The organism is Imperialibacter sp. EC-SDR9 (assembly GCF_902498805.1).
GTDB lineage: Bacteria > Bacteroidota > Bacteroidia > Cytophagales > Cyclobacteriaceae > Imperialibacter.
Genome location: NZ_LR701585.1, coordinates 137,116 through 159,274 on the forward strand (window position 1 = coordinate 137,116; position 22,159 = coordinate 159,274).

Annotated in this window: 23 protein-coding genes; 8 read left to right on the top strand and 15 right to left on the bottom strand. The window is 45.6% G+C overall.

From position 1 onward, the window contains the following. Positions 1-3 precede the first annotated feature (3 nt). From GC130_RS14305 to GC130_RS14370, 14 genes are all read right to left on the bottom strand, one after another. Complete coding sequence (locus GC130_RS14305; protein WP_201568256.1) at positions 4-396, bottom strand: hypothetical protein; 393 nt, start codon at positions 394-396, stop codon at positions 4-6. A gap of 331 nt (positions 397-727) precedes the next feature. Next, the gene (locus GC130_RS14310) at positions 728-2,146 is read right to left on the bottom strand and encodes an HmuY family protein (RefSeq protein ID WP_151999008.1); all 1,419 of its coding nucleotides are present in this window, start codon (positions 2,144-2,146) and stop codon (positions 728-730) included. Between the two features lie 55 nt (positions 2,147-2,201). Then, positions 2,202-4,271, bottom strand: coding sequence for a TonB-dependent siderophore receptor (locus GC130_RS14315; RefSeq protein ID WP_151999009.1), 2,070 nt, complete (start codon positions 4,269-4,271; stop codon positions 2,202-2,204). Next, positions 4,235-5,314: a hemin-degrading factor gene (locus GC130_RS14320; RefSeq protein ID WP_151999010.1), complete on the bottom strand. Its 1,080-nt coding sequence runs from the start codon at positions 5,312-5,314 to the stop codon at positions 4,235-4,237. The genes GC130_RS14315 and GC130_RS14320 overlap by 37 nt, the downstream gene beginning before the upstream one ends. After that, positions 5,314-6,141: a heme ABC transporter ATP-binding protein gene (locus tag GC130_RS14325; RefSeq protein ID WP_151999011.1), complete on the bottom strand. Its 828-nt coding sequence runs from the start codon at positions 6,139-6,141 to the stop codon at positions 5,314-5,316. Before GC130_RS14325 ends, GC130_RS14320 begins: the two co-directional genes overlap by 1 nt. Positions 6,142-6,151: 10 nt before the next feature. Next, positions 6,152-7,213, bottom strand: a complete 1,062-nt coding sequence (locus tag GC130_RS14330; RefSeq protein ID WP_151999012.1) for an iron ABC transporter permease — start codon at positions 7,211-7,213, stop codon at positions 6,152-6,154. A 27-nt stretch (positions 7,214-7,240) separates the two neighbouring features. Further along, complete coding sequence (locus GC130_RS14335; RefSeq protein ID WP_151999013.1) at positions 7,241-8,158, bottom strand: hemin ABC transporter substrate-binding protein; 918 nt, start codon at positions 8,156-8,158, stop codon at positions 7,241-7,243. A 281-nt stretch (positions 8,159-8,439) separates the two neighbouring features. Beyond that, positions 8,440-9,567 carry a Fic family protein gene (locus GC130_RS14340; RefSeq protein ID WP_151999014.1) on the bottom strand — a complete coding sequence of 376 codons (1,128 nt, stop codon included), beginning with the start codon at positions 9,565-9,567 and terminating at the stop codon, positions 8,440-8,442. A 114-nt stretch (positions 9,568-9,681) separates the two neighbouring features. Then, positions 9,682-10,203 carry a response regulator transcription factor gene (locus GC130_RS14345; RefSeq protein WP_193217865.1) on the bottom strand — a complete coding sequence of 174 codons (522 nt, stop codon included), beginning with the start codon at positions 10,201-10,203 and terminating at the stop codon, positions 9,682-9,684. A 247-nt stretch (positions 10,204-10,450) separates the two neighbouring features. After that, positions 10,451-10,672, bottom strand: coding sequence for a (4Fe-4S)-binding protein (locus tag GC130_RS14350; RefSeq protein ID WP_151999016.1), 222 nt, complete (start codon positions 10,670-10,672; stop codon positions 10,451-10,453). A 6-nt stretch (positions 10,673-10,678) separates the two neighbouring features. Beyond that, positions 10,679-11,062 carry an OsmC family protein gene (locus tag GC130_RS14355; RefSeq protein WP_151999017.1) on the bottom strand — a complete coding sequence of 128 codons (384 nt, stop codon included), beginning with the start codon at positions 11,060-11,062 and terminating at the stop codon, positions 10,679-10,681. Between the two features lie 5 nt (positions 11,063-11,067). Beyond that, positions 11,068-11,382 carry a GNAT family N-acetyltransferase gene (locus GC130_RS14360; protein WP_151999018.1) on the bottom strand — a complete coding sequence of 105 codons (315 nt, stop codon included), beginning with the start codon at positions 11,380-11,382 and terminating at the stop codon, positions 11,068-11,070. After that, complete coding sequence (locus GC130_RS14365; RefSeq protein WP_151999019.1) at positions 11,379-11,660, bottom strand: GNAT family N-acetyltransferase; 282 nt, start codon at positions 11,658-11,660, stop codon at positions 11,379-11,381. Before GC130_RS14365 ends, GC130_RS14360 begins: the two co-directional genes overlap by 4 nt. 52 nt (positions 11,661-11,712) lie before the next feature. Continuing rightward, positions 11,713-12,423 carry a pirin family protein gene (locus tag GC130_RS14370; RefSeq protein ID WP_151999020.1) on the bottom strand — a complete coding sequence of 237 codons (711 nt, stop codon included), beginning with the start codon at positions 12,421-12,423 and terminating at the stop codon, positions 11,713-11,715. 245 nt (positions 12,424-12,668) lie between these two features. Between GC130_RS14370 and GC130_RS14375 the strand changes: the two genes are divergently transcribed. The 7 genes from GC130_RS14375 to GC130_RS14405 all read left to right on the top strand — a co-directional run bounded on the left by GC130_RS14375 (position 12,669) and on the right by GC130_RS14405 (position 19,438). Beyond that, positions 12,669-13,346 (top strand): response regulator transcription factor, encoded by a 678-nt coding sequence (locus tag GC130_RS14375; RefSeq protein ID WP_151999021.1) that lies wholly within the window; start codon positions 12,669-12,671, stop codon positions 13,344-13,346. Beyond that, a complete protein-coding gene (locus GC130_RS14380) occupies positions 13,346-14,719 on the top strand; it encodes a HAMP domain-containing sensor histidine kinase (RefSeq protein WP_151999022.1) in 1,374 nt (457 codons plus the stop codon). Before GC130_RS14375 ends, GC130_RS14380 begins: the two co-directional genes overlap by 1 nt. A gap of 71 nt (positions 14,720-14,790) precedes the next feature. After that, positions 14,791-15,684, top strand: a complete 894-nt coding sequence (locus tag GC130_RS14385; protein WP_151999023.1) for a hypothetical protein — start codon at positions 14,791-14,793, stop codon at positions 15,682-15,684. Between the two features lie 194 nt (positions 15,685-15,878). Continuing rightward, on the top strand, positions 15,879-16,559 hold the full coding sequence (locus GC130_RS14390; protein WP_151999024.1) for a response regulator transcription factor: 681 nt from the start codon (positions 15,879-15,881) through the stop codon (positions 16,557-16,559). Beyond that, positions 16,556-17,941, top strand: coding sequence for a HAMP domain-containing sensor histidine kinase (locus GC130_RS14395; protein ID WP_151999025.1), 1,386 nt, complete (start codon positions 16,556-16,558; stop codon positions 17,939-17,941). Before GC130_RS14390 ends, GC130_RS14395 begins: the two co-directional genes overlap by 4 nt. 91 nt (positions 17,942-18,032) lie before the next feature. Further along, a complete protein-coding gene (locus tag GC130_RS14400) occupies positions 18,033-18,497 on the top strand; it encodes a hypothetical protein (RefSeq protein ID WP_151999026.1) in 465 nt (154 codons plus the stop codon). 32 nt (positions 18,498-18,529) lie between these two features. After that, positions 18,530-19,438: a bestrophin family protein gene (locus tag GC130_RS14405; RefSeq protein ID WP_151999027.1), complete on the top strand. Its 909-nt coding sequence runs from the start codon at positions 18,530-18,532 to the stop codon at positions 19,436-19,438. Positions 19,439-19,561: 123 nt separating this feature from the next. On the opposite strand, the gene GC130_RS14410 is transcribed toward GC130_RS14405, so the two are convergent. Then, positions 19,562-20,524 carry a PD40 domain-containing protein gene (locus GC130_RS14410; protein ID WP_193217866.1) on the bottom strand — a complete coding sequence of 321 codons (963 nt, stop codon included), beginning with the start codon at positions 20,522-20,524 and terminating at the stop codon, positions 19,562-19,564. A 251-nt stretch (positions 20,525-20,775) separates the two neighbouring features. Here GC130_RS14410 and GC130_RS14415 point away from each other — a divergent pair, with 251 nt between their 5' ends. After that, positions 20,776-22,005 (top strand): MFS transporter, encoded by a 1,230-nt coding sequence (locus GC130_RS14415; protein ID WP_201568254.1) that lies wholly within the window; start codon positions 20,776-20,778, stop codon positions 22,003-22,005. Positions 22,006-22,159: the final 154 nt, after the last annotated feature.

Here is a 22,159-nt window from a genome sequence, read left to right on the forward strand (position 1 = left end):
GTTTTATCCGCCAATCAGTGGAGTTAGTTTTATGAAAGATATTTTCGAAGTCTCAGTAAGTGATAGTTTTTGATCAAGCTCATCTATTTGCCGATCATCAACTAGCATGAAGAATCCATTTTTTTGAAATGCATCTAATGCAACGTAAACTTGTTTTTCTGGGTCGATCACCTGCCTTTTTTTAAGTTTATACCCATTCAGAGTTTTTTCAGATTCACTAGGCTCTATCAATCCGCTAAAGTATTCTGGTAGTTTATTGTTGTAGTTTTGTACTTCAGCTAGTACTCTTGTTTGAATCAACTCCTCAGCTGTGATTGCTTCAGTGGATATTTCTAACTCGAACTGATTGGTGACGACTCCCGTCAGGAGCTCGTCGGAAATTAAAATTTTCATCATTTTTTTTTAAAAGACTTCGTTTTTGATATTGAGCAACTTATCATCTGATATGCGAACAGGGTAGCGGATGCATTCCTTATTTCCATATATTTTGAACACTCTGAACCTACTTATATATAGTTATCCAAGTTATAGATTTTTACATGCAAAAGCAGTATTTCTTTCCTGTAGTGTGAAGGCAGAAAGCCCTTGGATTTCGTGTTGATTAACTTGTGTGTGATACCTAATGGTGTAAAAAAGGAAAGCCGCCCCTTTCGGAACGGCCTTGCCTACTACTACATCCTATTTAAACTACTTTGTTATTCAGTAAACTCTTAGCAGCCAGGATGCTTCAATCAAGCAATTCGTAGGCAATCTGCGGTTTTCCACGCTCGCCCCCCTGCATTAGTGCAGTAAATTTCAGCTTGTAGTAGTTGCCACTTGCGTCTTTAATGATGTAAAATCTGTCCTCATGTACACCCGGTTGACTTCCACCAGGCCCGCCGGTTACTCTCCAGGTTGAACCAATCGTCGCCTGACTTTCGCTGAATTCCAGGCTGGCTATGTCGCTGCTGCTAAAGCTTTCGTAACTTTTAGTTGCTGTCAGTACCATGGCTGTTTCCACTCCGGCTGTATTTTGCAATACTATGTCCTGGAAATAGTAAGGGATAAGGCCACTTCCAAAATTGGTGGAATTCATGAAGCCAGTCCAGGCAATGTCCCACTTGTCTTTGGCCGGTTCTACATCCACAACACCATCCTCAAAGTGTGCGTAGACGAATTGCTGTGCTTCTACTTTGTCTATTTCGATTTCTTCAAAAGTGGTAGCGGAAATGTCGGCATACTGAAGCAGGTATCCATCTGCTGTTTGGGTTATCTTAATTTTTTTCCATCCTCTTGATTCGCCCGGAGCACCTACAGTAGCGGCCGGTGCTTCTCCCCGGTTAATGATGTACACAACATTTTCATCTGCTGTAGCCGAAACTTCAGCAATGGCAGTTTTGCTCAAGTCGCCGCTTGGATCATCGATCCAGCCAAAAGCGGCGGTCGAAAAGGCATTTATGCTCATGGCTGCCGCAAACCCAACTGTGTCGGTAGCAGTTACTTCAGCCAGATCAGTCTTTTCCAGTGCCTGGGCAAACATGGTAACCGACGAGTTGAGAATGACTTTGAAATCGGATCCAGAGTAGAAGCCGAGATCCCAACTGTCACGGTTCACGGCTGTTTGGCGGTTTGCGCTCAAGTCGATAAATACCTTGTTGGGGTAGGTAGCACCTCCTCCTTCAATGTCTATCTGGCCTTGTGCTGCCAGTATCTCCGCAAAGCTGAGCGTCATGGTGGCGGTGGTGCCAGGCAAAAGCCCATTGCTGGAAGTGGAGAGGGTAAACGTGATCACCTCATCTCCGTCGAAAAGTGCTCCATCAACCTTAGAAACTGTGAAGGACGCCTGCCCGGCACCTTCGGCAACTGTAAGGGCGATGACGTCGTTGCTCGCTGCGGGCGTGGTGGTGAATTCCGTTCCGTAGGCAATGTTTTCTCCAGAAAGCTCCACCGTGATGTCAGCGGTTGCCACATCCAGCGCTCGTGAAAATGAGAGAACCACGTCAAGCTCGCTTTCATCTTCAGTAATGCTTTGCTGAGCTGATGGGAAGTTAACAAGATTGTCAGGAAGGGCTGGCTCATCGTCGCCACAAGCTGTTAAAATGGCTGCCGAGCATATTGATAGAGCGAAATATTTAGCCGCTATCCAATGTGTAATTGTATTCTTCATCTTTAATTTTAATTAGACTTATTATAAATAGATTTCTAAATTTTTTTACTCTTGTTTACTTGTTCAGGCTAAAATTCAGCCCCAAAAAGTAAGATCTTCCATAACCAACTGGCCTCGCACCTCCCGTGCTGTGGGTTCCGCCCGTGTCGGTGGATGTGTTGTTTACATTCGTCACGTTGAGGAGGTTTCTTACACCCAGAGTGGCATTCAGGTAGCCGAACAATTGCTTTCTGGCAGTAAAGTCCATCATGTGGTACCCATCAATTTTGGCTAGCTGAATGGTTTCGTTACCGGCGTCGTTGGTGCCAACTTCATAGTTAGGCAACGAGCCGGTATACTTATAGAATAGATTGAAGGTCAGCCCGACAGGCTCCAGTTGATAGGTGGTTACCAGGTTCGCTTCAGGCGTCCATGTGAATTCGGGAAGCTCGCTATCGTCTTCTTTTAGTTGGTTGTATCGCCCGGTATAGGAAACCCCCACTTTTACTTCAAGGGCCTTGTCCGTATAGGTGGTGTTCCACATAAGTCCCTTCGTTTTAAACTTATCAACATTGATATAGGTAGTTATCAGACCGTTGCTGGGTTTCTGTCCGTAGCTAATCATGTTATCGACTGTGTTATAGAAGCCATTGAGTGTCATGTCAACTCTCGATTTCGTTGTGCTCATCACCTTCCAGCTAAGTCCACCATTCACACTGTTAGATAGTTCGGCCTCCAGGTCGGGGTTTCCTTCGATGGAATGGCTGGCGTCGTAGAAGTTGAAATACAGTTCTCTCAACGATGGCGCCCTGAAGCCTCTTGCGTAGGCAGCCCTTAGTACCAAATTGTCGGTCAACTGAAACTTAGTGTTGATGGAAGGAACTGCCGGCGGTGCCTGGTACACCGAGTTTTGAATGACCCGAAAGCCAGGCCTGATGCTTATTCTGTCAGTTGGGGTGTATTCAGTGGAAAAGAAGAAAGCATAGTCGTTCAGCCAAGGAGCGTCGGCACTGATGCGGCCACCTTCTCCCTGTTCCAAATTAATATCGTAGCCCGGTTGAAACGACCACTGAGATGAAAGCTGGTATTGGAATGTGCCCCTGAGACTAATGCCGTCGTAAGAAGACAAGTCTTGCAAACCTGCGCCAAGAGCCAGCCTTACGTCGCCAGTTTCCTGATCCACTGTGGTCGTGAGCGTGCGTCTGCTAAAATTGATAAGAGAAACAGCGCCGTTGTAGCTCATTTTGTCAAATAACCTAGTTTGGCCCTGTAGCTGGTGGTTGAACCTTTTGGTGATATACTCCTGATCAAGTGCCTCGCCACCATTGAAAACGCCCGGGTTTTGGATAGACTCGTCCAGATAGTCGAGCTTGTAGAAAATGTTTGATTTATCATTTCTGAAGCCGATGAGCCCGCTGCTCAGCCATTGGTTTTTTGGGTGCCATTGTTTGTCCCGGCCCGTAGCATTTCCCTGCCAGCCATAAAACTGGTTGTGGCTTAGCCTTGCCTGGGTATACACTTTGCCCAGCGTATAGCCAGCCCCCATGCTTTGATTGTGAACACCCTTGTCGAATCCGTATTCCGATCCGGCGGACTCTTCCTGTATCCTGGCATCCAGTGAAAGCTTGTCGTTCTCCGGCTTTTTGGTAATAATATTGATGACTCCTGCCAGCGCATCAGCACCATACACTACCGACATGGGCCCTTCCACTATCTCTATTTTCTCGATGTTGTTGACATCTACCTGATTAAGGGCACCAGAATTGGAGGTGCCCTCCCTCGTGATTAAAGGCATGCCATCTATCAACACTTTGATATTCTGGCCGCCAAGTCCTTGCAGCGTCATACTCGATTCACCAAGCGCCATGTCCTGAGAAAACCTCATATTGAGTTCTGTCTGCAGCACATCCTGCAAACGATTAGCTCCTTGTGATTGGATTCTTTCCATAGCAATGGTTCTCACCTGATACACCGATTTGCTGGCCGATTGCGGTTCAAACTGGCCTGTGATAACAATGTCGTCCATCACATAGCTTTTCAGGCTATCCTGCGCCACGAGGCCAGAATGAAGAACCAAAAGACAGGTGAAGAGAAAAACTATTCGCATCTCTATAGCTTTGGTAGTGAGTCGACTAGTTGTTTCCATGCCTCCAATTCGGGAATGCCTGGCTTTCTAAGGCCAAAAAACTGAGCAATCATATTTTTCTCAGCGTCAAACACTTCTATGCTGGTGACATTGCCTTCTGATGTAGGTTTGCGTACTACCCAGGCAGTTTGGCTGGCCTCCAGCTTCAGGTGCATGTTGAACTCCGGGTCGAGGACATTGAGCCATTTTTCCTGGCTTTCGAGAAGGCGGATCGTTTTTACCTTTCCTTGCTGTATTTGCAGGTTGCCCCGGTTGCCCGCAAAAATCATGATAGGAAGTTGGGTGCTTGCGGCAGTTTCGAGCACCTGCTGCAGGTTGTCGGTGCTTATGGGGTAAGTGAAAGTGCCATTAGCTAACTCAAGCGCCTTGTAGCGATGCACATTGTGCCTTTTCAGCATGCCAAAGAAGTCGTGTGTGTCTTTTAATTCACTCCATTCTTTGAGAAAGGCGGGTTTGTCGACGGAGTCACCAAAGGTGGGTTGGCTGTAAGGCTCTACCGTTTGCCCCAGCTCCTGGTTGTCGGACCGGTAGTCTTCAACAATTTTCAGAAAGGCGTCATTGTTGCTTTTTTCCTGTAGGTAGATTTTGGTGATCGCCTCTCCGGCCTTATCGAAAATCTGCAAACTGGTGAGTGTTCTGTCACCTTTGGTCATTTGGTGGGCAAACCCCACGTGCCAGGCGCTAAAGAAAACACGGGTTTCTATAGGGCCAATCACCGTTGCCATAGCTCTTTCACCTTCGCCAAAAGTTTCCACTTTCTGGAATTTACCCTTGTGCTCCAGCACACATGCGTCGTTTCTGGTTAACGACATCACGTAGCCAAGCTCTGGTAGTCGCTTCAAAAAATCAGACCAGCTTCGTTCAGGGGTGGGTTCCAGTCTTACACAGGCAGGGCCCACCTCTGTGGCCAAAAGTTCTGCTTCACTAACTCCCAGCTCCTGAGCAGCATTTCTGATTCTTACCCCGGGTTGTGTGGCTTGAATGTCACTCCAGGCTTTTTTTAGTGCCTGAACATCAGTTTTATCAATCGTTAAGTTTTCCATTATCTGCTATTTATAGTTTCGTTCAAAAGGGATGTATTTTCAAAAGGGGTGGAGCCCTTTGTGTATATCATAGGTATGTCGCTATTCTCACCGTAAATCAGCTCGACTGGGTACGAAAATGTATGTTCGATCATTTCCTTTCGGAGCATAAGTTGGCTCGGGCCCTGCCCGACTTCTTCACCATTTTTCATGAACAGGAAGTAATCGGCATACTGAGCGGCAAGGTTGAGGTCGTGCACAACAGCGGCTACTCCATATCCACGTTCCACGCACCTTTGCCGAACTATGTCGAGCAATCCATGCTGCTGTGCTATGTCGAGGCTCGAGGTCGGTTCATCTAACAGCAGGTAAGTCGGGTGCTCCTGCTGGTCGTGCAATTGAGCAAGTACCCTGGCCAGGTTCACTCTTTGCTGCTCGCCGCCTGATAGTGTTTGATAAACCCTGGCTTTTAGATGGTAAACATCGGCTTCCCGCATTACCTCATGAGCAATGGCTTTGTTTTGTTGGTTGCTTGTGCTGTGCGGTGTTCTTCCCAGCATTACCACCTCTTCAGCGGTAAAAGCAAGGCTTAGGTGGGTTTTTTGTGGCAGTACTGCTCTTGTCAATGCCAACTCCTTTGAAGTATAGGTGGATATTGCTTGATTGTTGATGGTTATTTCTCCTTCGTTGGGAATAATGTCACGGCACAATGCCTTTAAAAGCGTTGACTTGCCTGCGCCATTAGGACCAACGATGGCTGTAAATTTTCCGGGAAAAACGGCAACCGATACCTGGTTGAGTATTTTCATTCTGTCGATGGAGTAGCTTATATTTTTTGCCTGATACATGAGCGTAGGGTTAGATCTGAATTCTTTTTTTTCTGGCTGATGCAAGCATCCAGATAAAAAATGGGGTGCCCATTAGAGCTGTAATAATGCCGATGGGGAGCTCTGTAGGAGCAACAATTGTTCTGGCGATCATATCAGCGACTGTAAGCAAAATGGCGCCGCCAATGGCTGAAGCCGGAAGTATCAGCTTATGATCGGGGCCAAATGCCATGCGCAGAATGTGCGGCACAACCAACCCGATGAACCCGATGGCTCCGGCCATGGCAACCGATGCGCCTACTGCCAGTGCACTGAGTAAAATGATCCGATGTTTGATTTTTTCTACTTCCACTCCAAGGTGACGGGCTTCGGATTCTCCCAAAGCGATAGCGTTGAGTGACTGGCACTGCCCGATAAGGGCCACAGCAGGCAGCACGATAAGCCAGATGGCGAAGCCAATCTTATCCCATGAGGCACCACTCAAATCGCCCATGCTCCAGAAAGTGAAGGAACGCAACGCCGTTTCGTTAGAGTGGAAGATGACGATGCCCATAAGGGCTGCACAAAGAGCAGTGATGGCTACACCTGCAAGAATGAGAATGGTGACGTCGGTTTGGTGCGCACCTTTGCTGAATTGATAGGCGATATAAGTGGCGGCAAGGCTACCTGAAAAGGCTGCCACTGGAAGTAGCCATGTTGTAAGATCGGGAGTTAGAAATGCGGCGAACGTTGGACCAAAAACCAGCACAACGACAGCCATCAAAGCGGCTCCGTTGGAAATACCTATAATACCGGGCTCCACAAGCGGATTTCTGAACAACCCTTGCAATGCAGCACCGGAAATACCCAGTGCGCCACCAACTGCCACGCCAAGTACCAGCCTGGGAAGGCGAATCGACAGCAATACTGCCGAGTCTCTTGAGCTGACATCTGCCACATCGAGTCCCAGGTTGTGAAGGAGAATGTTAACAATTTGGCCAACGCTGATGCCAAGGGCACCCACACGAAGCGAAATGAACATAGTACACACAAGCAAGGCCACCAGACTGCCTAGTATCGCAGTATTGGTAGTGAGATTGCTTTTAGCTTTCATTGCCGGTAGGGTAGCCACTTGCATAGGTTAGTTGCTTTGGGCCACGTTGTGTGCTGCCAGCTCAGGGTGAATGCTGGTCGCTAGCTGAATAGCTGCTTTGCCCACCCCCGGCCCAAAGCCTGAAAGCCAAAGCCCGTCCATGGCAAGGACCTGCTTTTTTTCTCCGGCGGTAGTTTGCATCAGGCCCTGTATTTGCAATGCGCCTTCCACGCCGCCCAGGCTTTCGAGGCCACTGTCAAAAAACAAGATGTAGTCAGGATTGGCTGCTACCAGGGCCTCTGGTGTTAGTGGTTTGTAGTCGAATACTTCGTCAACAGCAAACTGCGCTCCGGCCATTTTGATGAGCTCCTCGGCAAATGTGTTTTTGCCGCAGATACTCAATGAGCCAAGCCCACGTGCATATACAAATAGTACTCTCGGTTTCGTGCTGGTTTTGCCAATCATTGAATCCAATAGATTGAGATCTTGCTCCAGTGTGAGAACCAGCTGCTTTGCCTCCTGCTCCTTATTGATAATTTTGCCTATGTCAGTTATTATCTTTTTGGTGGAAGCTACGTTAAGTTCATGTTTGAACGTATGAACTGGCAAAGCTGTCGCTTGCAACTGGGTAACAACCTCGGCATTGATATGGTCTTCCTCAGCCAGAACAATATCAGCATCGAGCGACACGACGCCTTCGGCTTTGATGCCAGTGCGATAGCCTACCGAAGGAAGGTCTTGCAGGCTTTTAGGCCGGGTGCTTGTTTTGTCAGCTGCAATAATCTGATCACAACTTCCCAGTGCACAAACGACCTCAGACAAAGTCCCTCCAATACTGACTATTTTCAGTGATTCTTTTTCGGGAGCTGAGTTTTCTGTGCTCTTCGATGTTGTATTTGCGGGGCCGCATTGGCTGAATACGAGTAGGAATGCTGCCGAAATGCCTATTTGATTGATATATTTCATTTATTTAGAATCGTTTTAAATAATGGCAAATGTAGGCCGGGGAGATTGGGCTGTCAATCGCTTGATTGAGCTTAAATAACTACTTCTCTAAGTACATGAAGTGCTTGTAGTGGGGATTAGTGATAGCTAGTTTAAGCTATTGGTGCTTTCGTTATAAAACATGAAATCGCATGTCACTGCAAGCGAGTCGGTTATCTGAGGATGACTTTTTTAGAAATACTTAGTGGCGACGCCGGTTAGTCGAAGGAATTCGAATTGCTAAAAAAAAGGACGTCAATAAGCTAATAGACTGCCGTGCTTTCGTGGTCGATGTTTAGATAATACCTTGTTCCTTTTCGTGCCCCTGTTCTTTTTAGTGCCCCCTGCTCGACGAGGTTTTGCAAGTCCCTGGTAGCGGTAGAGGCGGTGGTTTGAGTAATACGAATATAATTTTCAGCACTAAGGCCGCCTTTAAATCCGTTTATACCTTCTTTAAATATTCGCTCTATTACTTTGGCCTGACGTGGGTTTAATGCATTTGAAAACCGATGGAAAAATTTACCCTTTTCAATCAGGAAATCAATTGTGCTTTGCGTGTGACCCTGCGCTTGTATAACCAGATGGCAAAAATATTCCAGCCATTGATCGATAGCTAAACTAGTGCTATTGTTTTGGAGAGCTTCATAGTATTCCTTTTTGTTGCTTTCGATAACATGAGAAATGGCAATGAGTGTAGGTTTTCCAAGCGCCTGAGAAAGCGCTTTTTCTGATATGGCCCTTCCTATTCTCCCGTTTCCATCCTCAAAGGGGTGAATGCTTTCAAAGTATAGGTGGGCTACCCCTGCCCGTACAAGTGGCGAGAGGGGGTCAGAAGCGGGCTTGTTTGTTGCATTGAACCATGCGATGAAGGTGTCCATTTCTTTTTTCACTCTTGAAGAGGGCGGGGCCTCATAGTGCACCTTGGGGCTGCTGAGTGCTCCTGATACCACTTGCATTGGGTCTTCATGCGTTCTATATCTGCCAATATCCAATAGATCTCTTCTCCCAGAGGTCAACATTTCATGCCAGGAAAAGAGTTGACGCTCATCTAAGGGAGCATTATATGTTTTATATAAGTCGATCATTAGCTCAGCTATTCCCTCTTCGGCGGGAGTAATTCTCCGTTGAGTATCAGTTTTGAGGCCAAATTGTCGTCGAATAGAAGACTGTAGAGATTCTCTATTCAAAAACTCACCCTCAATTTCTGATGTTTTAAAGGCTTCATTGCTCATTAAATCAACCTTCAAAACATCTTGGTCAGCCACGCTGACATGCTTCATGCTTCCAAACATAATTCCCGCTCTATGCAGGAAGTCTTGTTCATAGCCTTTGTAAAGGTCAACTTTGTATTTGAATTGGGGCCACTCTTTGTGTTGCCAGTTCCAAGTCATGAGCTATATTTTTCTATTTATAGCCCAATATATGGGTAATTAGTGAGCTATAAAAATTTTCTTATAGCTCACCCAGGTGTGGCGAGTAAGGTTTGTTTTGACTGATTGAGGAAATTAAACAGAAATAAGCTTCTCCCGGATGGCCTTCACCACGAGCTCCACAGGAGTCTTCACGTTCATTTTCTTCAAGATATTTTTTCGATGGGCGTGAATGGTATGAGGGCTGAGGTGCAGCTCCTCCCCAATTTCCTCTGTCGACATGCCTTTTGCTATTAGTCGGATAACCCCGATTTCTCTTTCGGAAAGCTGTCTTTCTGATTGTGAGTTGTCGGCGGCTTCGTTTACGGCCAGAAAAGCCTCCATCACTTTGTTGCAAACGAATTTTTCCTGATGAATCGCAGCTTCCAGGGCGGCCAAGACCTCCCGCTGACTGCAGTTTTTGGTAATGATGCCAATGGAGCCCAATTTGATCAGCGGCTTTAAGTCTTCCTGATCGATGCGGGAAACAAGTAGGAGAGGGTATACTTGAGGGTTGTCGGTAAGCACTTTTAAGAGACTCGCTGGATCCAGGTCTTTCACCCCATATGGATTGACTATAAGGATGCCGGATGGAAAATTTTTCAGGACGTTGCTCAATGCAACGCGGCTCTTGGCCGTTTCTACCTGTACGGTTTCAAAAGCTTGATGCACCAAGTATAACAAGCCGGCGACGGACAATTCATGTGTATCAGCTACGATTATGTTAGGTGCAGACATCAGGCATTTTATCCTCAGTCTGCAAATAACAGCAAGTCCCTTGAGAAATTAAAGTTTATTTAGACTAAATATAAATAATTGATTTAACAGGTCAATTTTCGGGATGAAGTTACAGCACCAACCCAGTCTATTTGCCCGTCATTCTGTAGGTAAGGGCGCCCGAAGGACATTTTTTCACCTGCTCAATAATTTCTTCACTTGTTCCGCCTTCAGGTTTGATCCAGGGACGCTCCTTGTAATTAAACACACCGGGCAAACCTCTCCAGCATTTTTCCGAGTGCTGGCACTTTTCAGCCTGCCAAATGATGGTTACCTCTCCGTTACTGTACTCTTTTATGTCGTCGGCCATATCAGTTTAGTTAATTTCTGTGTCTATTGGGTTAGCTTTTGAGAGCATTTTATGAATCGGGCAGCTATTGGCCACAGATGTAAGTCTTGGTAGCTGTTCTTGGGTGTAGCCAGCCAGCACTACCTTTCTCCTGAAGGTGCCCACGCCATCAACCGTTTCATACACTACGTTCACCGATTCAACAGACGCCTCCCACCCTTTGTGCTGAATATACATCTGCAACGTGATAGTGGTGCAGGCAGCAAGGCTGGCACAAACAAACTCTGAGGGTGTAGGGGCGGTATCTCCCCCTCCTTTGTCTTCGGGTTCATCGAGCATTACTTCGTGTTGGCGAATTTTTGCACTCACCTGAAAATTTGCGTCGTTTGGGGTTACTGTTGCTTCTGCCATGGGTGTTATTTGAATCTTGCTTTGTTTGTTTCATTCATCAAGTCATGATACTCGTGATGCTTTTTCAAAAATGCCACCACGAACGGACAAAGTGGTACCAGCTCCTGGCCCTCCTTCCTGATCATGTCCAGTGCTTCTTTTACAATCTTACTGGCCACTCCTTTTCCTCTCAATGATGGATTTACCTCGGTATGAACAAGGAACATTTGATTGGTTGATTTCTTGAACGTGTATTCTATCACAGACAGAACACCGTCAATCTCTAACTCAAACCTTTTTTTGTCGGGGTTATTGATAGTCTTATAAGCGTCCAGGTTCATAACACGTCTCTTAATTCAGGGTTCTTATCAAATACGGACCTGGCAAAAGGACAAAGAGGAATAATGCTTATCTTCTTTGCTCTGGCATAAGCTACGGCGCTTTCTACCATCAGCCTACCTGCACCCTGGCCACGCAATTCGCTGCCCACTTCGGTGTGGTCAATAATGATACGATCTGTGCCAGCTTTGCTGTAGGTCATCTCGGCCATTTTGCGACCTTCCGATTCTATGTAGAATGATCCTTTTGAGTCTTCTTCCCGTTGTTTTACTTCTAGCATGGTTCTAAGATATTAAAAAGGCTGACAGAATAACCTGTCAGCCTTCGGTGATTTAGTTCATTGGCACTTCCATGAGCAACACTTCGGCATTGGAGGAAGCGGTTAACTTGCTGTGACTGGTTTCCCAAACTCCGAAGCCATCTCTTCTGCCTAGTTTTTGCCCGTCTACTTCAACTTCGCCTTCCAGAATGAAGTAGTACAGGCCGTTGCCTTTTCCTTTCACCTGATAGTCGAGCGACTTACCGGCGTCCAGCTTTGTCATGCTAAACCAGGCATTTTGGTGTACCCACACACCCTCATCATCCGCATTGGGCGACAACACCTGCTGCCATGCATTATGGTTTTTATCGGCGTCAAGGGTGATCTGGTCATAGCGGGGTGTCACATCCTTTTTGTTGGGGAACATCCATATCTGAAGGAATTTCACCTCTTTGTCTTTGTGGAAGTTCTTTTCACTATGGTAGATGCCAGTGCCCGCACTCAATACCTGCACGTCTCCCTGCCTTATCACCTGTTTGTTGCCCATGCTGTCCTGATGCTCAAGGTCTCCTGACAATGGAATGGAGATGATTTCCATATTGTCGTGAGGGTGAGTGCCAAAGCCCATGCTGCCGCTTACTGTATCATCATTCAATACCCTCAGCACGCCAAAATGTACCCTTTCAGCGTTGTAGTATTGGGCAAAACTGAACGTATGATAAGAGTCTAACCAACCGTGGTTGGCGTGGCCTCTGGTGTTTGCCTGATGCAAAACGGTTTTCATTTTCTGTTCTCCTTTCCGAGCTGAAGTTATAGAAAAATCCTCTGTTACATCAACTCAAGATTAGTTTATATGTATGTACATGTAAATACGAGCTTCACCAAAAAATGTTGTTTTTAATATCGTTTTAATTTGAGGCTTAATCCTTTTTCATATCTCTGTATTATCATGAGTTTTTGTGGAATAATGGCGTTAGTACGTGTACTTTAGATTCACTAAGGTGCAATACCGAACAAAAGACGAATAGTGTGAACATACTACTGGTAGAAGACGAAGCAAAGGTGGCATCATTTATCAAGCAGGGGCTTGAGGAGCAGGGCTATGTAGTTGACCTGGCTACTGACGGGCAAATGGGGCTAACCTTATTTCTAAAAGGAGCTTACGACGTCGCTGTACTGGATGTGATAGTCCCCTTTATCAGTGGGGTAGAACTTTGTCGGGCGATAAAGAACAATAAACCTTCACTGCCGGTAATCATGCTCACTGCGCTGGGTACCACTGAAGACAAAGTCAATGGTTTTGAGGCTGGTGCCGACGACTACCTGGTCAAGCCCTTTGAATTCAAGGAATTGCTGCTGCGGCTCAAAGCACTTACCCGCAGAAGTCAGAGAGAGGAAGTAGTCTCCCATGTGCTGACAGTAGCCGACTTGACCCTTGATCTTGATAAAAAAGTGGCTCACCGGGGAAATAAACAAATAGACCTGACGGCGAAGGAGTTTGGGTTGCTAGAGTATCTGATGAGGAATAAAGGCAGAGTAGTGTCGAAGATCGATATTTCGGAGAAAGTGTGGGACATTGATTTTGACACTGGCACCAATGTGGTGGAAGTATATATCAATATCCTGAGGAAAAAGATAGACAGGGACTTTGAGGACAAGCTCATCCATACCCGGATAGGGATGGGGTATATTTTTGAAAAAGCCTAATGCAAATCAGGGACAAGCTCACCTTCCTTTTTTTGTTGATAGTGGCGCTGATCATGGGCGCTTCTTCCCTGGCGATCTATTACTTATCGGCTCAGTATCGCAAGCAAGAGTTTTATGAAAGGATAGAGAACAAAGCCAGAAATGTGGCCAAACTGCTTATTGAAGTGGAGGAGGTGGATGCCGAGTTGCTGCGGAAGATTGAAGAGAACAATCCTGTAAGTCTGCCAAATGAAGAAATAACTATTTTCGACTACCAAAACCAGGTACTTTATAGCTCTGAGGGAGAGCAAACGGTAGCCGTAAATGAGCCACTGCTTAACCGGATAAGGCTGGAAGGAGAGGTAAGGTTTGTGTTCGGAAACCAGGAGGTGCTCGGCGTACTTTTTACTGATCAGTACGATAGAGTGGTAGTGGTTGCTTCGGCCACCGATATTTTTGGTTACCGAAAACTGGACAACCTGCGGAATGTGCTTTTCATTGTTTTTGGAGCAGGCTTACTCTTTACTTTCATATCAGGACGGATTTTTGCCCAACGTACCCTAAGTCCCATTTCCCGGGTAATTGCTCAGGTCGATGCTATTGGTGTCAGTAACCTGAGCAGCCGGGTGGACGAGGGAAACCAAACGGATGAACTGGCTCACCTGGCTGGTACATTCAATGAAATGCTCGACAGGCTGGAAGAGGCCTTCAAACTTCAGAAGAACTTCATTGCGAATGCCTCGCATGAGTTGCGGACTCCTCTAACGGCCATCACAGGCCAGCTTGAAGTAACCTTACTAAGCGATAGAACTGCCGAAGATTACAAACGCACTGTAAATTCTGTTCTTGACGATATCAAAAACCTGAATTATCTATCTAACAGGCTGCTGCTGCTGGCACAGGCGAGCTCTGAGAGTGTTGAAAGCTCCTTTGGTTCTATAAGGGTGGACGAGGTTCTCTGGCAAAGCGCTGGTGAGCTCCAGAAAAGAAATCCATCATACAAGGTCTCAATATCGTTCAACGAGGATTTGGAGGACGATCAGATGACCGTCGTAGGCAATGAACAATTGATAAAGACTGCTTTGCTCAACCTGATGGACAATGGGTGCAAATACTCTGACCCTCATGAGGTGCAGGTAAACGTTGAACCAGACATAGGACAACTGGTGTTGACTTTCCGGGATTTTGGCATCGGCATAGACGAAGAAGAACAGGAGTTGATTTTCGAGCCCTTTCACAGGGGAAGCAATGCCCAAAACATCAAAGGCCACGGCATTGGACTGTCGCTGGTGCAAAGAATAGTGAAACTGCACGAGGGAACGTTGACACTTATGTCAAAAAAGGGCAAGGGCAGTACTTTTACCCTAACGTTTCGGGTCAAGAAAAAAATTTAATACCATTTTAATCTCGCACTAATAGGGCCTTTAGATGACCGCCGTACAATTGCATCATAAACATCAAAAGTATGAGCGAGTCATCATCAACATCGAGAATTAAAGTCACAGCTTATGTAATAGCGGGACTTTTGTTTGTAAGCCTTTTTATTGGCGCCCACTATATCACCCTGAACAAGGAGGCGGTCGCCAGTCTAAACGAGGAGAAGCTTAAATCTGAAGCATTGCTTTCAGAGAAACTTCAACTTCAAAAAGAGATTGATAAGTTTAAAAAAGAGATAGCCTCTCTAACAGGCAAAAACGCCAATCTTGATCATCTCCTGGCTCAGGCGAACGATAACCTGGCTCAGAAGGAAGCGCAGCTAAGCCAGATTAAACGGAGCAATGGTTCCATAGCCGAACTGAACAGGCAAATAGCTGAGTTGAAAGCTTTGAAGTCAGGCCTTGATTCGCAGATTGCCAGCCTTAACGGAGAAATTAACAAGCTTCGGGATGAAAACGGCAACCTGAGAAAAGAGAACGCCAATGCTAATGCCATGATTGCTCAGTTGGAAATGGACAACAAAGTCCTTACTGAAAACATGGGTCTCCTTACCGCTTTGACCGAGGATAACCTTGTGCTCGTCACCAAAAAGAATGAAAAATTAACGGTAAGAGCTAAGAAAGCCAAGAAAATTAACTTCGTGTTCGACGTGCCCCAGAGTGCTCTTGGTGGCCTGGAGTTCAAAGTAGTGTCTCCTGGTTCAAAAGTTTATTCCAAAGCTGATGGCACTGTTTCACATCACCTCTTGCAGGGAGATGGCAACCCTGTCGCAAGCCTCGGAGTTTATCCGGGCCAGTTTGAGATGGTTCAAAGGGTAGAGATGGTTTTTACACCCAAAGAAAAATTGACCACCGGAATTTACAAGATCGAGGTGTATAACAAAGGTACTAAGCTGGGTCGCATGCAGGTGAAGCTGGATTGACCCGAGAAAGATAATATAGGTTGATTAGGTTAGGTTCCTGATTGAAAAGCGCCGGGTTTCCCAGCGCTTTCTTTTTTTTAACAGTGTCTTGAGTTGCCAGTGAAATTGTTGAGGGCGAAGGTTGTTCAAACTTTTTTAGCTATTTGACAGTTTTTATATCTTGTTTGAAGTTCCTGTATTGATTATACCATCAAATGAATATTCTATTAATAGAAGACGAGCCAAGTGTGATTTCGCTTATTCAGAGAAGCTTTTCTTCCTCCGGCTATAACACGAGCGTAGCTATGGATGGTAAAACCGGTCTCCAAATGGCGTTGAATAATGATTTTGACTTGATTATATTGGATTTGATGATACCTGTTTTGAGTGGCATGGAAGTTTGTAAAAATTTCAGAAAAAAGAATTCGCATACGCCACTGTTGATGCTTACGGCACTCAGTACCACCGAAAATATTGTGGCTGGACTTGATGGAGGAGCCGACGACTACATGACTAAACCCTTTAAACTTGCCGAACTGAATGCCCGTGTGCGGACGCTAACACGCCGACCTGGTGCTCGGCCTGACGAAGGAGACAAGTTGATATTTTCTGACATTGAGCTGGACAGGGCTACAAAAATAGTGACCCGGGCAGGAAAAAAAATATCCTTGACGGCCACCGAATTTCGGCTACTCGAATTCCTTCTCGCTAATAGGAACAGGGTACTGTCCCGAATGGAAATTCTTGAAAACGTGTGGGATATTAATTTCAATTTGGGCACCAATGTAGTCGACGTATATATCAACTATTTACGAAAAAAAATTGATGCAAATAGTGACAATAAGATCATCCATACGGTGTTCGGAATGGGTTATGTCATGAGGAGCGAAGAATGAGCATTCATAATAAGATATCACTGATAGTTACGGGTATTACCGGAGCGATAATTCTTTTACTGAGCATCTTCATTTATATTTTTTCGGAGAGGAGCACCTTCGAGATGTTTTTTCACCGACTGGAAGTAAGGGCGGCCATCATTGGACACGCCTACCTGGAAGATGATGAGAGCAATGCCGCAATCTATCATACAGTCAAGGAAAGACATCTTAAAAACCTGCCCGACGAAGATCACTACATTATTGAGTTTGCAGACGATGGTTCGGGGATGAAACTGGCACAAAAGCCAAACCTGCCGTTGGACGACCTTTTTTACCAGGAGCTTTTACGAGAAGGCAGAGTGCGTCATTTTTCTAATAACGTCTTTTACGTTGGAGAGCTCATCAATGAGGGGGGGAAAGACATTGTGGTGGTTTCCGAAGCGGTGGACACGCTTGGAATGGAAGAACTTGCTTACCTGAAAAAACTATTACTGTTCGGCTTCTTCGGAAGTATCATCGTTACCTATTCTTTGGGTAGAGTTTTCTCAAATCAAATATTTAAACCAGTAAGGGAGATTATTGATAAGGTGAAGGGAATCAGTGTTTACAATTTAAATGAACGCCTTGAGGACACCAAAAGTGATGATGTTGTAGCAGACCTTACGCATACATTTAACGACATGCTTATTCGTCTGCAAATGACATTCGAGATGCAAAACAATTTTATCAGTAACGCTTCGCACGAATTCAAAACACCGCTGACCATCATTGCTGGAGAAGCGGAACTTGGTCAGGATGAGGGCGAGCTTTCTGATAGCATGAGGCAGTCTCTTGAGGTCATTACCTATGAAGCAGAAAAACTTAAGGAGTTGATAGATGGGATGCTGGCTATTGCTCAAACGGGCTTTGACGGCGTAAAACAACATTGGGGTGAAGTTCGGCTTGACGAAATCATTCTTTCGGTGAAGAATACGATTAACAAAATTCATTTTAATAATAAAGTAGAGGTAGACTTTGGGGGTCTACCTGCCGACAATAGCAAATTGTGTTTGGAAGGTAATGGTACCTTGCTGAGGGTTGCGCTGAGCAATATCGTTATGAACGCATGTAAGTATTCTGATAATAACAAGGTGAGAATTAGGGTGACTACGGACGACAGGCGGATATATGTTCAGGTGAGTGATCAGGGTATTGGGATTCCCGAGCATGACTTACCACAGGTATTTGTGCCGTTTTTCAGGGCATCAAATACACATAAATATCAGGGACATGGTGTAGGTCTTCCGCTCGCCAACAACATTATAAGGATGCACAAAGGCCATGTAAATGTAAAAAGCAAAGAAGGGCAGGGCACCACTGTCATAGCCTATTTCCCCCATTTAATGGAAGCAGCACTCTAATCACATTCTAATAGTGTTCTTAGCAGATTGTAATCTGAATCTTAGCACATCTTAATTCTTCAATCGCAGTTTTAAAAAAATAAAATGCGATATGAAAACTATTCTTGTTCCTGCAGATTTTACTTCCAATACGATTAAAGTGGCTCAAGAGGCCGTTCAAGCTTTCGAATGCGATATCCGCTTACTGTTTGTTCACGCTTTTAATATGCCAGATAGCGAACAGGACTTGCTTTTTGGGAGTTATAGAAATGAAAACAGAAAATACGTTTCCCCTGAATTTTTGAAGGAGCTTGAAGACTTGAAAGATGTATTTTCCTACAAGGTAAAGAACGTAATAGTTGATTTTTTTTACGGTACCACCCCAATGCTTTTTTCAAGTTATCTAGACTATTACGACGTGTCATTGATTGTTTATTCTTCTGAGCAAAGTTTTGGAGACTTGTCCGCCAATAGCGTCGACATGAGGACTTTGATCAGGCAATCGGAGTGTAAGTCGGTGGATATCGATTCTTCGGCTATTTTCCAATCCCTTTCAACTCCATTTGCCCGGATTTAGTTGGCTTAGATCTCAACCGTTAAACGAAGCATATGTTACTAAAGGGAAGTATTCCTGTTAAATACATCGTTGGGAAAATCAAGTATGAGATTTTGGTTGTTATGGGTTATGGCATCGCCATCGAAATAGTTTACCAGAATTATCATATTTCAGAAATTTCCATACCGATGACGGTTCCAACGGTGTTGGGAACTATCATCTCGTTGCTACTTGCTTTTCGATCCAATCAGGCCTACGACAGGTGGTGGGAGGCCAGGATAATCTGGGGAGCTATTGTAAACGACAGCCGGACACTTGCCAGGCAGGTGTTGTCGTTGGTAAATGAAGACATTGATCCGGACTCATCCCGGAGATTTCAGGAGAGGTTTATTCATAGGCAAGTGGCTTGGTGCTACGCATTGGGTAAGGGGTTGAGGAAAGACAATCCCTTCCCATTTGTGGAAGGCCATGTAAGTGATGATGAGCTTGAGTCTCTGGCGAGCTACGACAATGTGCATGTAGGGCTTACCCTTCTCCAGTCTATTGATTTACGAAACGCCTATCAGAAAGGGTGGTTGAACGATTTTCAGCAGGTTGAAATCGATAAAACTCTTACCAGGCTGTGTGACTCTATGGGAAAATGTGAACGCATAAAGAACACTGTTTTTCCTTCTACTTACAGCTTGTATATACATCTCGCTTTGCATTTCTTCATTTTACTATTGCCCTTCGCTATGCTCGATCTGTTTGGCTTTTTTATGGTGCCGATTCTTGTAGTCATTGCAGCATGCTTTTTCCTCATCGAGAAAATGGCTATCCATCTTCAGGATCCTTTTGAGAATAAGCCGACTGATACCCCAGTGCTGGCAATTTCGAGAAATATTGAGCGTGACTTGAAACAAATGTTACGTGAAAAGCATATTCCAGAGTCGATGCAGCCCAGGGCGTTCTACATCTTATAGCACAATCATCAGAAGTATTTAATAGAAGCTTGCAGGAAAATCAAGCGATTCGGTTGGTAGAGTACAACGGCGGAATTTTTTCGCCGTTGTTTTTTTTCGCCAATCGGTAGCAATCTTCGAACGCTACTTTTCGACTACCGGCATCCTTATCCAATAAATGTCTCCTCTTCCATTGCCCGGAGAGTTGAGTTGCCTGACAAATCCTTCGTAACTTAGAGAACCTTCGATCTGATCGGAAGACTTGACAATCTCGCTAGTAAAAAAAAGCCACTGTCCGTCTGGCGAAACGAAAGGACAATAGTCGAGTCGTGGGCTGTTGATGGTCGCTCCCATATTAACGGCTGGCAGCCACTTGCCTGTGGCATCTTTTCTGCTGATGTATAAGTCGCCACCTCCCTGGCTGGCTGCCCTTTGCCAGGAGCCGAAAATGATAAATCGTTCGTCCGGGTCAACGAAGGCATTGTATTCGTCGGTGGATGAATTGACCGCAGAGTCCAATGGTTCAGGTGCCATGAACCTGCCGTTTTCAAATTTGGAAAAAACGATGTCTTCTCCGCCCATGCCGCCTTCTTCCAGCCTCAGTGTGAAATAAAGGGTGCCGCTTTTAGCTAAGGATGGATAATACTCATGGCCTTCGGAGTTCACAGGCGTTCCCATATTTTTAGCTTCCGACCAGCTGCCATCCTTTTGTTTTTCTACGTACCAAATATCAAAGTCTTTGTCGGGCCCACCATTTGTTAGCGACCGCCTTGAAGCAAAATAAAGCTTCGATCCATCGGGTGAAAAGGCAGGTTCAATATCATAGCTATCGCCAGAAAATGAAGCAATCGCAGGGGCTTCCCATTGCTCTCCACTATACTTGCGCATCACTATCACGCTCTTTTGGACGCCCACCAGAGAATAGTAGATTTCAGTTCCATCGGGGGAAATCGCAAAATCTCTTTCATTGTTGCCAGTTGAGACATTCGCAGGGGCAAACATTTCAGGAGTGGTGCCTGGCTTTGTCTGGCCAAGGTATTCCCACGGCTTTTCGGGCTGTGATTTACAACCGACAATCAGTGCAAACAGAAGCAAATAGCGATTCATAGTAATAGATTTAGTGACGTTAGGTTGAATCCTGCTGCGTTTCTTTCCGGCAGCTTTTCTTAGAACAACCCACTGGCAATCGGGCCGTATTTGGGTAAAGGTTCCTTTCATGTGCACTCAGGTTATCGTACACACCGGAGTGCCATTATTCATTTCAATACTTTTGAGAATTTTATTTCTGACAACTGCGTTAATTTGCAATGCATATGGTCGGCAGTAAGAGTTTTGCGTGACATAATAGAAGAAGATTGATGAATAACGGAGCAGTTGCGGCCACCATGGCCAACGAAACCACCAACAAAGCCACATTTTCTATTCTGGTGGCCCTTAGTATTTCACACCTGCTGAACGACACTATGCAGTCGCTGATCCCCTCCATTTACCCTATGGTGAAGGAGAACTATCAACTCACTTTCGGCCAGATTGGCTTGATTACACTTACGTTCCAGCTTACGGCCTCCCTGCTACAGCCTGTTGTTGGGGCATTTACCGATAAGCGACCGCAGCCGTTCTCGCTGGCCATAGGAATGGGCTTCACGCTACTAGGGCTTCTGGGGATGTCGATGGCGGGAAGTTTTTCCATGATTCTTGTGGCGGCAGCTTTTATTGGCCTTGGTTCGTCGGTTTTTCACCCCGAGGCCTCCCGTATGGCTCATATGGCCTCCGGCGGACGTCATGGAATGGCCCAATCACTTTTTCAGGTAGGCGGCAATGCAGGAAGCTCTTTTGGGCCGTTGTTAGCAGCGCTGATCATCGTACCACTTGGGCAATTTCACATCATATGGTTTTCTCTGCTGGCCTTGCTGGCGATGATTATATTGGCCAATGTAGGCAAATGGTACAAGTTTCAGTTGGTTGTTAAGAGCAGGAAAGCTAAACGGGCCGTTGCCGAGCCGGAAAAGATATTTGCACTGCCAGTGAAGAAGGTAGTCTGGTCGCTGACTATTTTGCTATTGCTGATTTTTTCTAAGTACATCTATATGACCAGCATGAGCAGCTACTTTACTTTTTACCTGATTGAAAAATTTGATGTGTCAGTAAAGGCGTCGCAGCTATACTTGTTTATGTTCCTGTTTGCCGTGGCCGCTGGCACATTTTTGGGTGGCCCAATGGGAGACAGGTTTGGTCGCAAGTACGTGATTTGGTTTTCGATACTTGGTGCTGCTCCCTTTACGCTGATGCTGCCTTACGCCAGCCTGTTCTGGACGGGGGTATTAAGCGTAGTTATTGGCCTCATATTGTCGTCAGCTTTCTCGGCCATCCTCGTTTATGCCCAGGAGTTGGTGCCTGGCAAAGTGGGCATGATTGCTGGCTTGTTCTTCGGTTTAGCGTTTGGCACGGCTGGCGTTGGCTCGGCTTTGCTCGGAGAGCTAGCTGATCGGACGAGCATTGAGTATGTCTTTGCCATTTGTTCTTTCCTCCCCCTGTTGGGCATCATAGCTGTGTTCTTGCCAAGTAGAAAAGAGCTCCAAGCTGGTTGATGTTTGAGATGTTTGGCAGTGACCGTTACCGTCCGCTGGCGGGCAAGTCAGCTTTGTGGCTAGAGGTAAAACAGCCGTAATAATTTGATTATCAATTAATTAATTTATGGAACGATGATTGCAAAAGCGCCAACAAAAGTAAAACACCTATCAC

What these genes read in the sequence shown, in the direction of transcription:
- GC130_RS14340 (WP_151999014.1), bottom strand. Translation starts at nt 9,567, where the DNA reads ATGACTTGGAACTGGCAACACAAAGAGTGGCCCCAATTCAAATACAAA.
- GC130_RS14395 (WP_151999025.1), top strand. Translation starts at nt 16,556, where the DNA reads ATGAGCATTCATAATAAGATATCACTGATAGTTACGGGTATTACCGGA.
- GC130_RS14380 (WP_151999022.1), top strand. Translation starts at nt 13,346, where the DNA reads ATGCAAATCAGGGACAAGCTCACCTTCCTTTTTTTGTTGATAGTGGCG.
- GC130_RS14315 (WP_151999009.1), bottom strand. Translation starts at nt 4,271, where the DNA reads ATGGAAACAACTAGTCGACTCACTACCAAAGCTATAGAGATGCGAATA.
- GC130_RS14310 (WP_151999008.1), bottom strand. Translation starts at nt 2,146, where the DNA reads ATGAAGAATACAATTACACATTGGATAGCGGCTAAATATTTCGCTCTA.
- GC130_RS14305 (WP_201568256.1), bottom strand. Translation starts at nt 396, where the DNA reads ATGATGAAAATTTTAATTTCCGACGAGCTCCTGACGGGAGTCGTCACC.
- GC130_RS14405 (WP_151999027.1), top strand. Translation starts at nt 18,530, where the DNA reads ATGTTACTAAAGGGAAGTATTCCTGTTAAATACATCGTTGGGAAAATC.
- GC130_RS14370 (WP_151999020.1), bottom strand. Translation starts at nt 12,423, where the DNA reads ATGAAAACCGTTTTGCATCAGGCAAACACCAGAGGCCACGCCAACCAC.
- GC130_RS14400 (WP_151999026.1), top strand. Translation starts at nt 18,033, where the DNA reads ATGAAAACTATTCTTGTTCCTGCAGATTTTACTTCCAATACGATTAAA.
- GC130_RS14335 (WP_151999013.1), bottom strand. Translation starts at nt 8,158, where the DNA reads ATGAAATATATCAATCAAATAGGCATTTCGGCAGCATTCCTACTCGTA.
- GC130_RS14385 (WP_151999023.1), top strand. Translation starts at nt 14,791, where the DNA reads ATGAGCGAGTCATCATCAACATCGAGAATTAAAGTCACAGCTTATGTA.
- GC130_RS14415 (WP_201568254.1), top strand. Translation starts at nt 20,776, where the DNA reads ATGAATAACGGAGCAGTTGCGGCCACCATGGCCAACGAAACCACCAAC.
- GC130_RS14350 (WP_151999016.1), bottom strand. Translation starts at nt 10,672, where the DNA reads ATGGCCGACGACATAAAAGAGTACAGTAACGGAGAGGTAACCATCATT.
- GC130_RS14410 (WP_193217866.1), bottom strand. Translation starts at nt 20,524, where the DNA reads ATGAATCGCTATTTGCTTCTGTTTGCACTGATTGTCGGTTGTAAATCA.
- GC130_RS14360 (WP_151999018.1), bottom strand. Translation starts at nt 11,382, where the DNA reads ATGAACCTGGACGCTTATAAGACTATCAATAACCCCGACAAAAAAAGG.
- GC130_RS14365 (WP_151999019.1), bottom strand. Translation starts at nt 11,660, where the DNA reads ATGCTAGAAGTAAAACAACGGGAAGAAGACTCAAAAGGATCATTCTAC.
- GC130_RS14330 (WP_151999012.1), bottom strand. Translation starts at nt 7,213, where the DNA reads ATGAAAGCTAAAAGCAATCTCACTACCAATACTGCGATACTAGGCAGT.
- GC130_RS14325 (WP_151999011.1), bottom strand. Translation starts at nt 6,141, where the DNA reads ATGTATCAGGCAAAAAATATAAGCTACTCCATCGACAGAATGAAAATA.
- GC130_RS14390 (WP_151999024.1), top strand. Translation starts at nt 15,879, where the DNA reads ATGAATATTCTATTAATAGAAGACGAGCCAAGTGTGATTTCGCTTATT.
- GC130_RS14320 (WP_151999010.1), bottom strand. Translation starts at nt 5,314, where the DNA reads ATGGAAAACTTAACGATTGATAAAACTGATGTTCAGGCACTAAAAAAA.
- GC130_RS14355 (WP_151999017.1), bottom strand. Translation starts at nt 11,062, where the DNA reads ATGGCAGAAGCAACAGTAACCCCAAACGACGCAAATTTTCAGGTGAGT.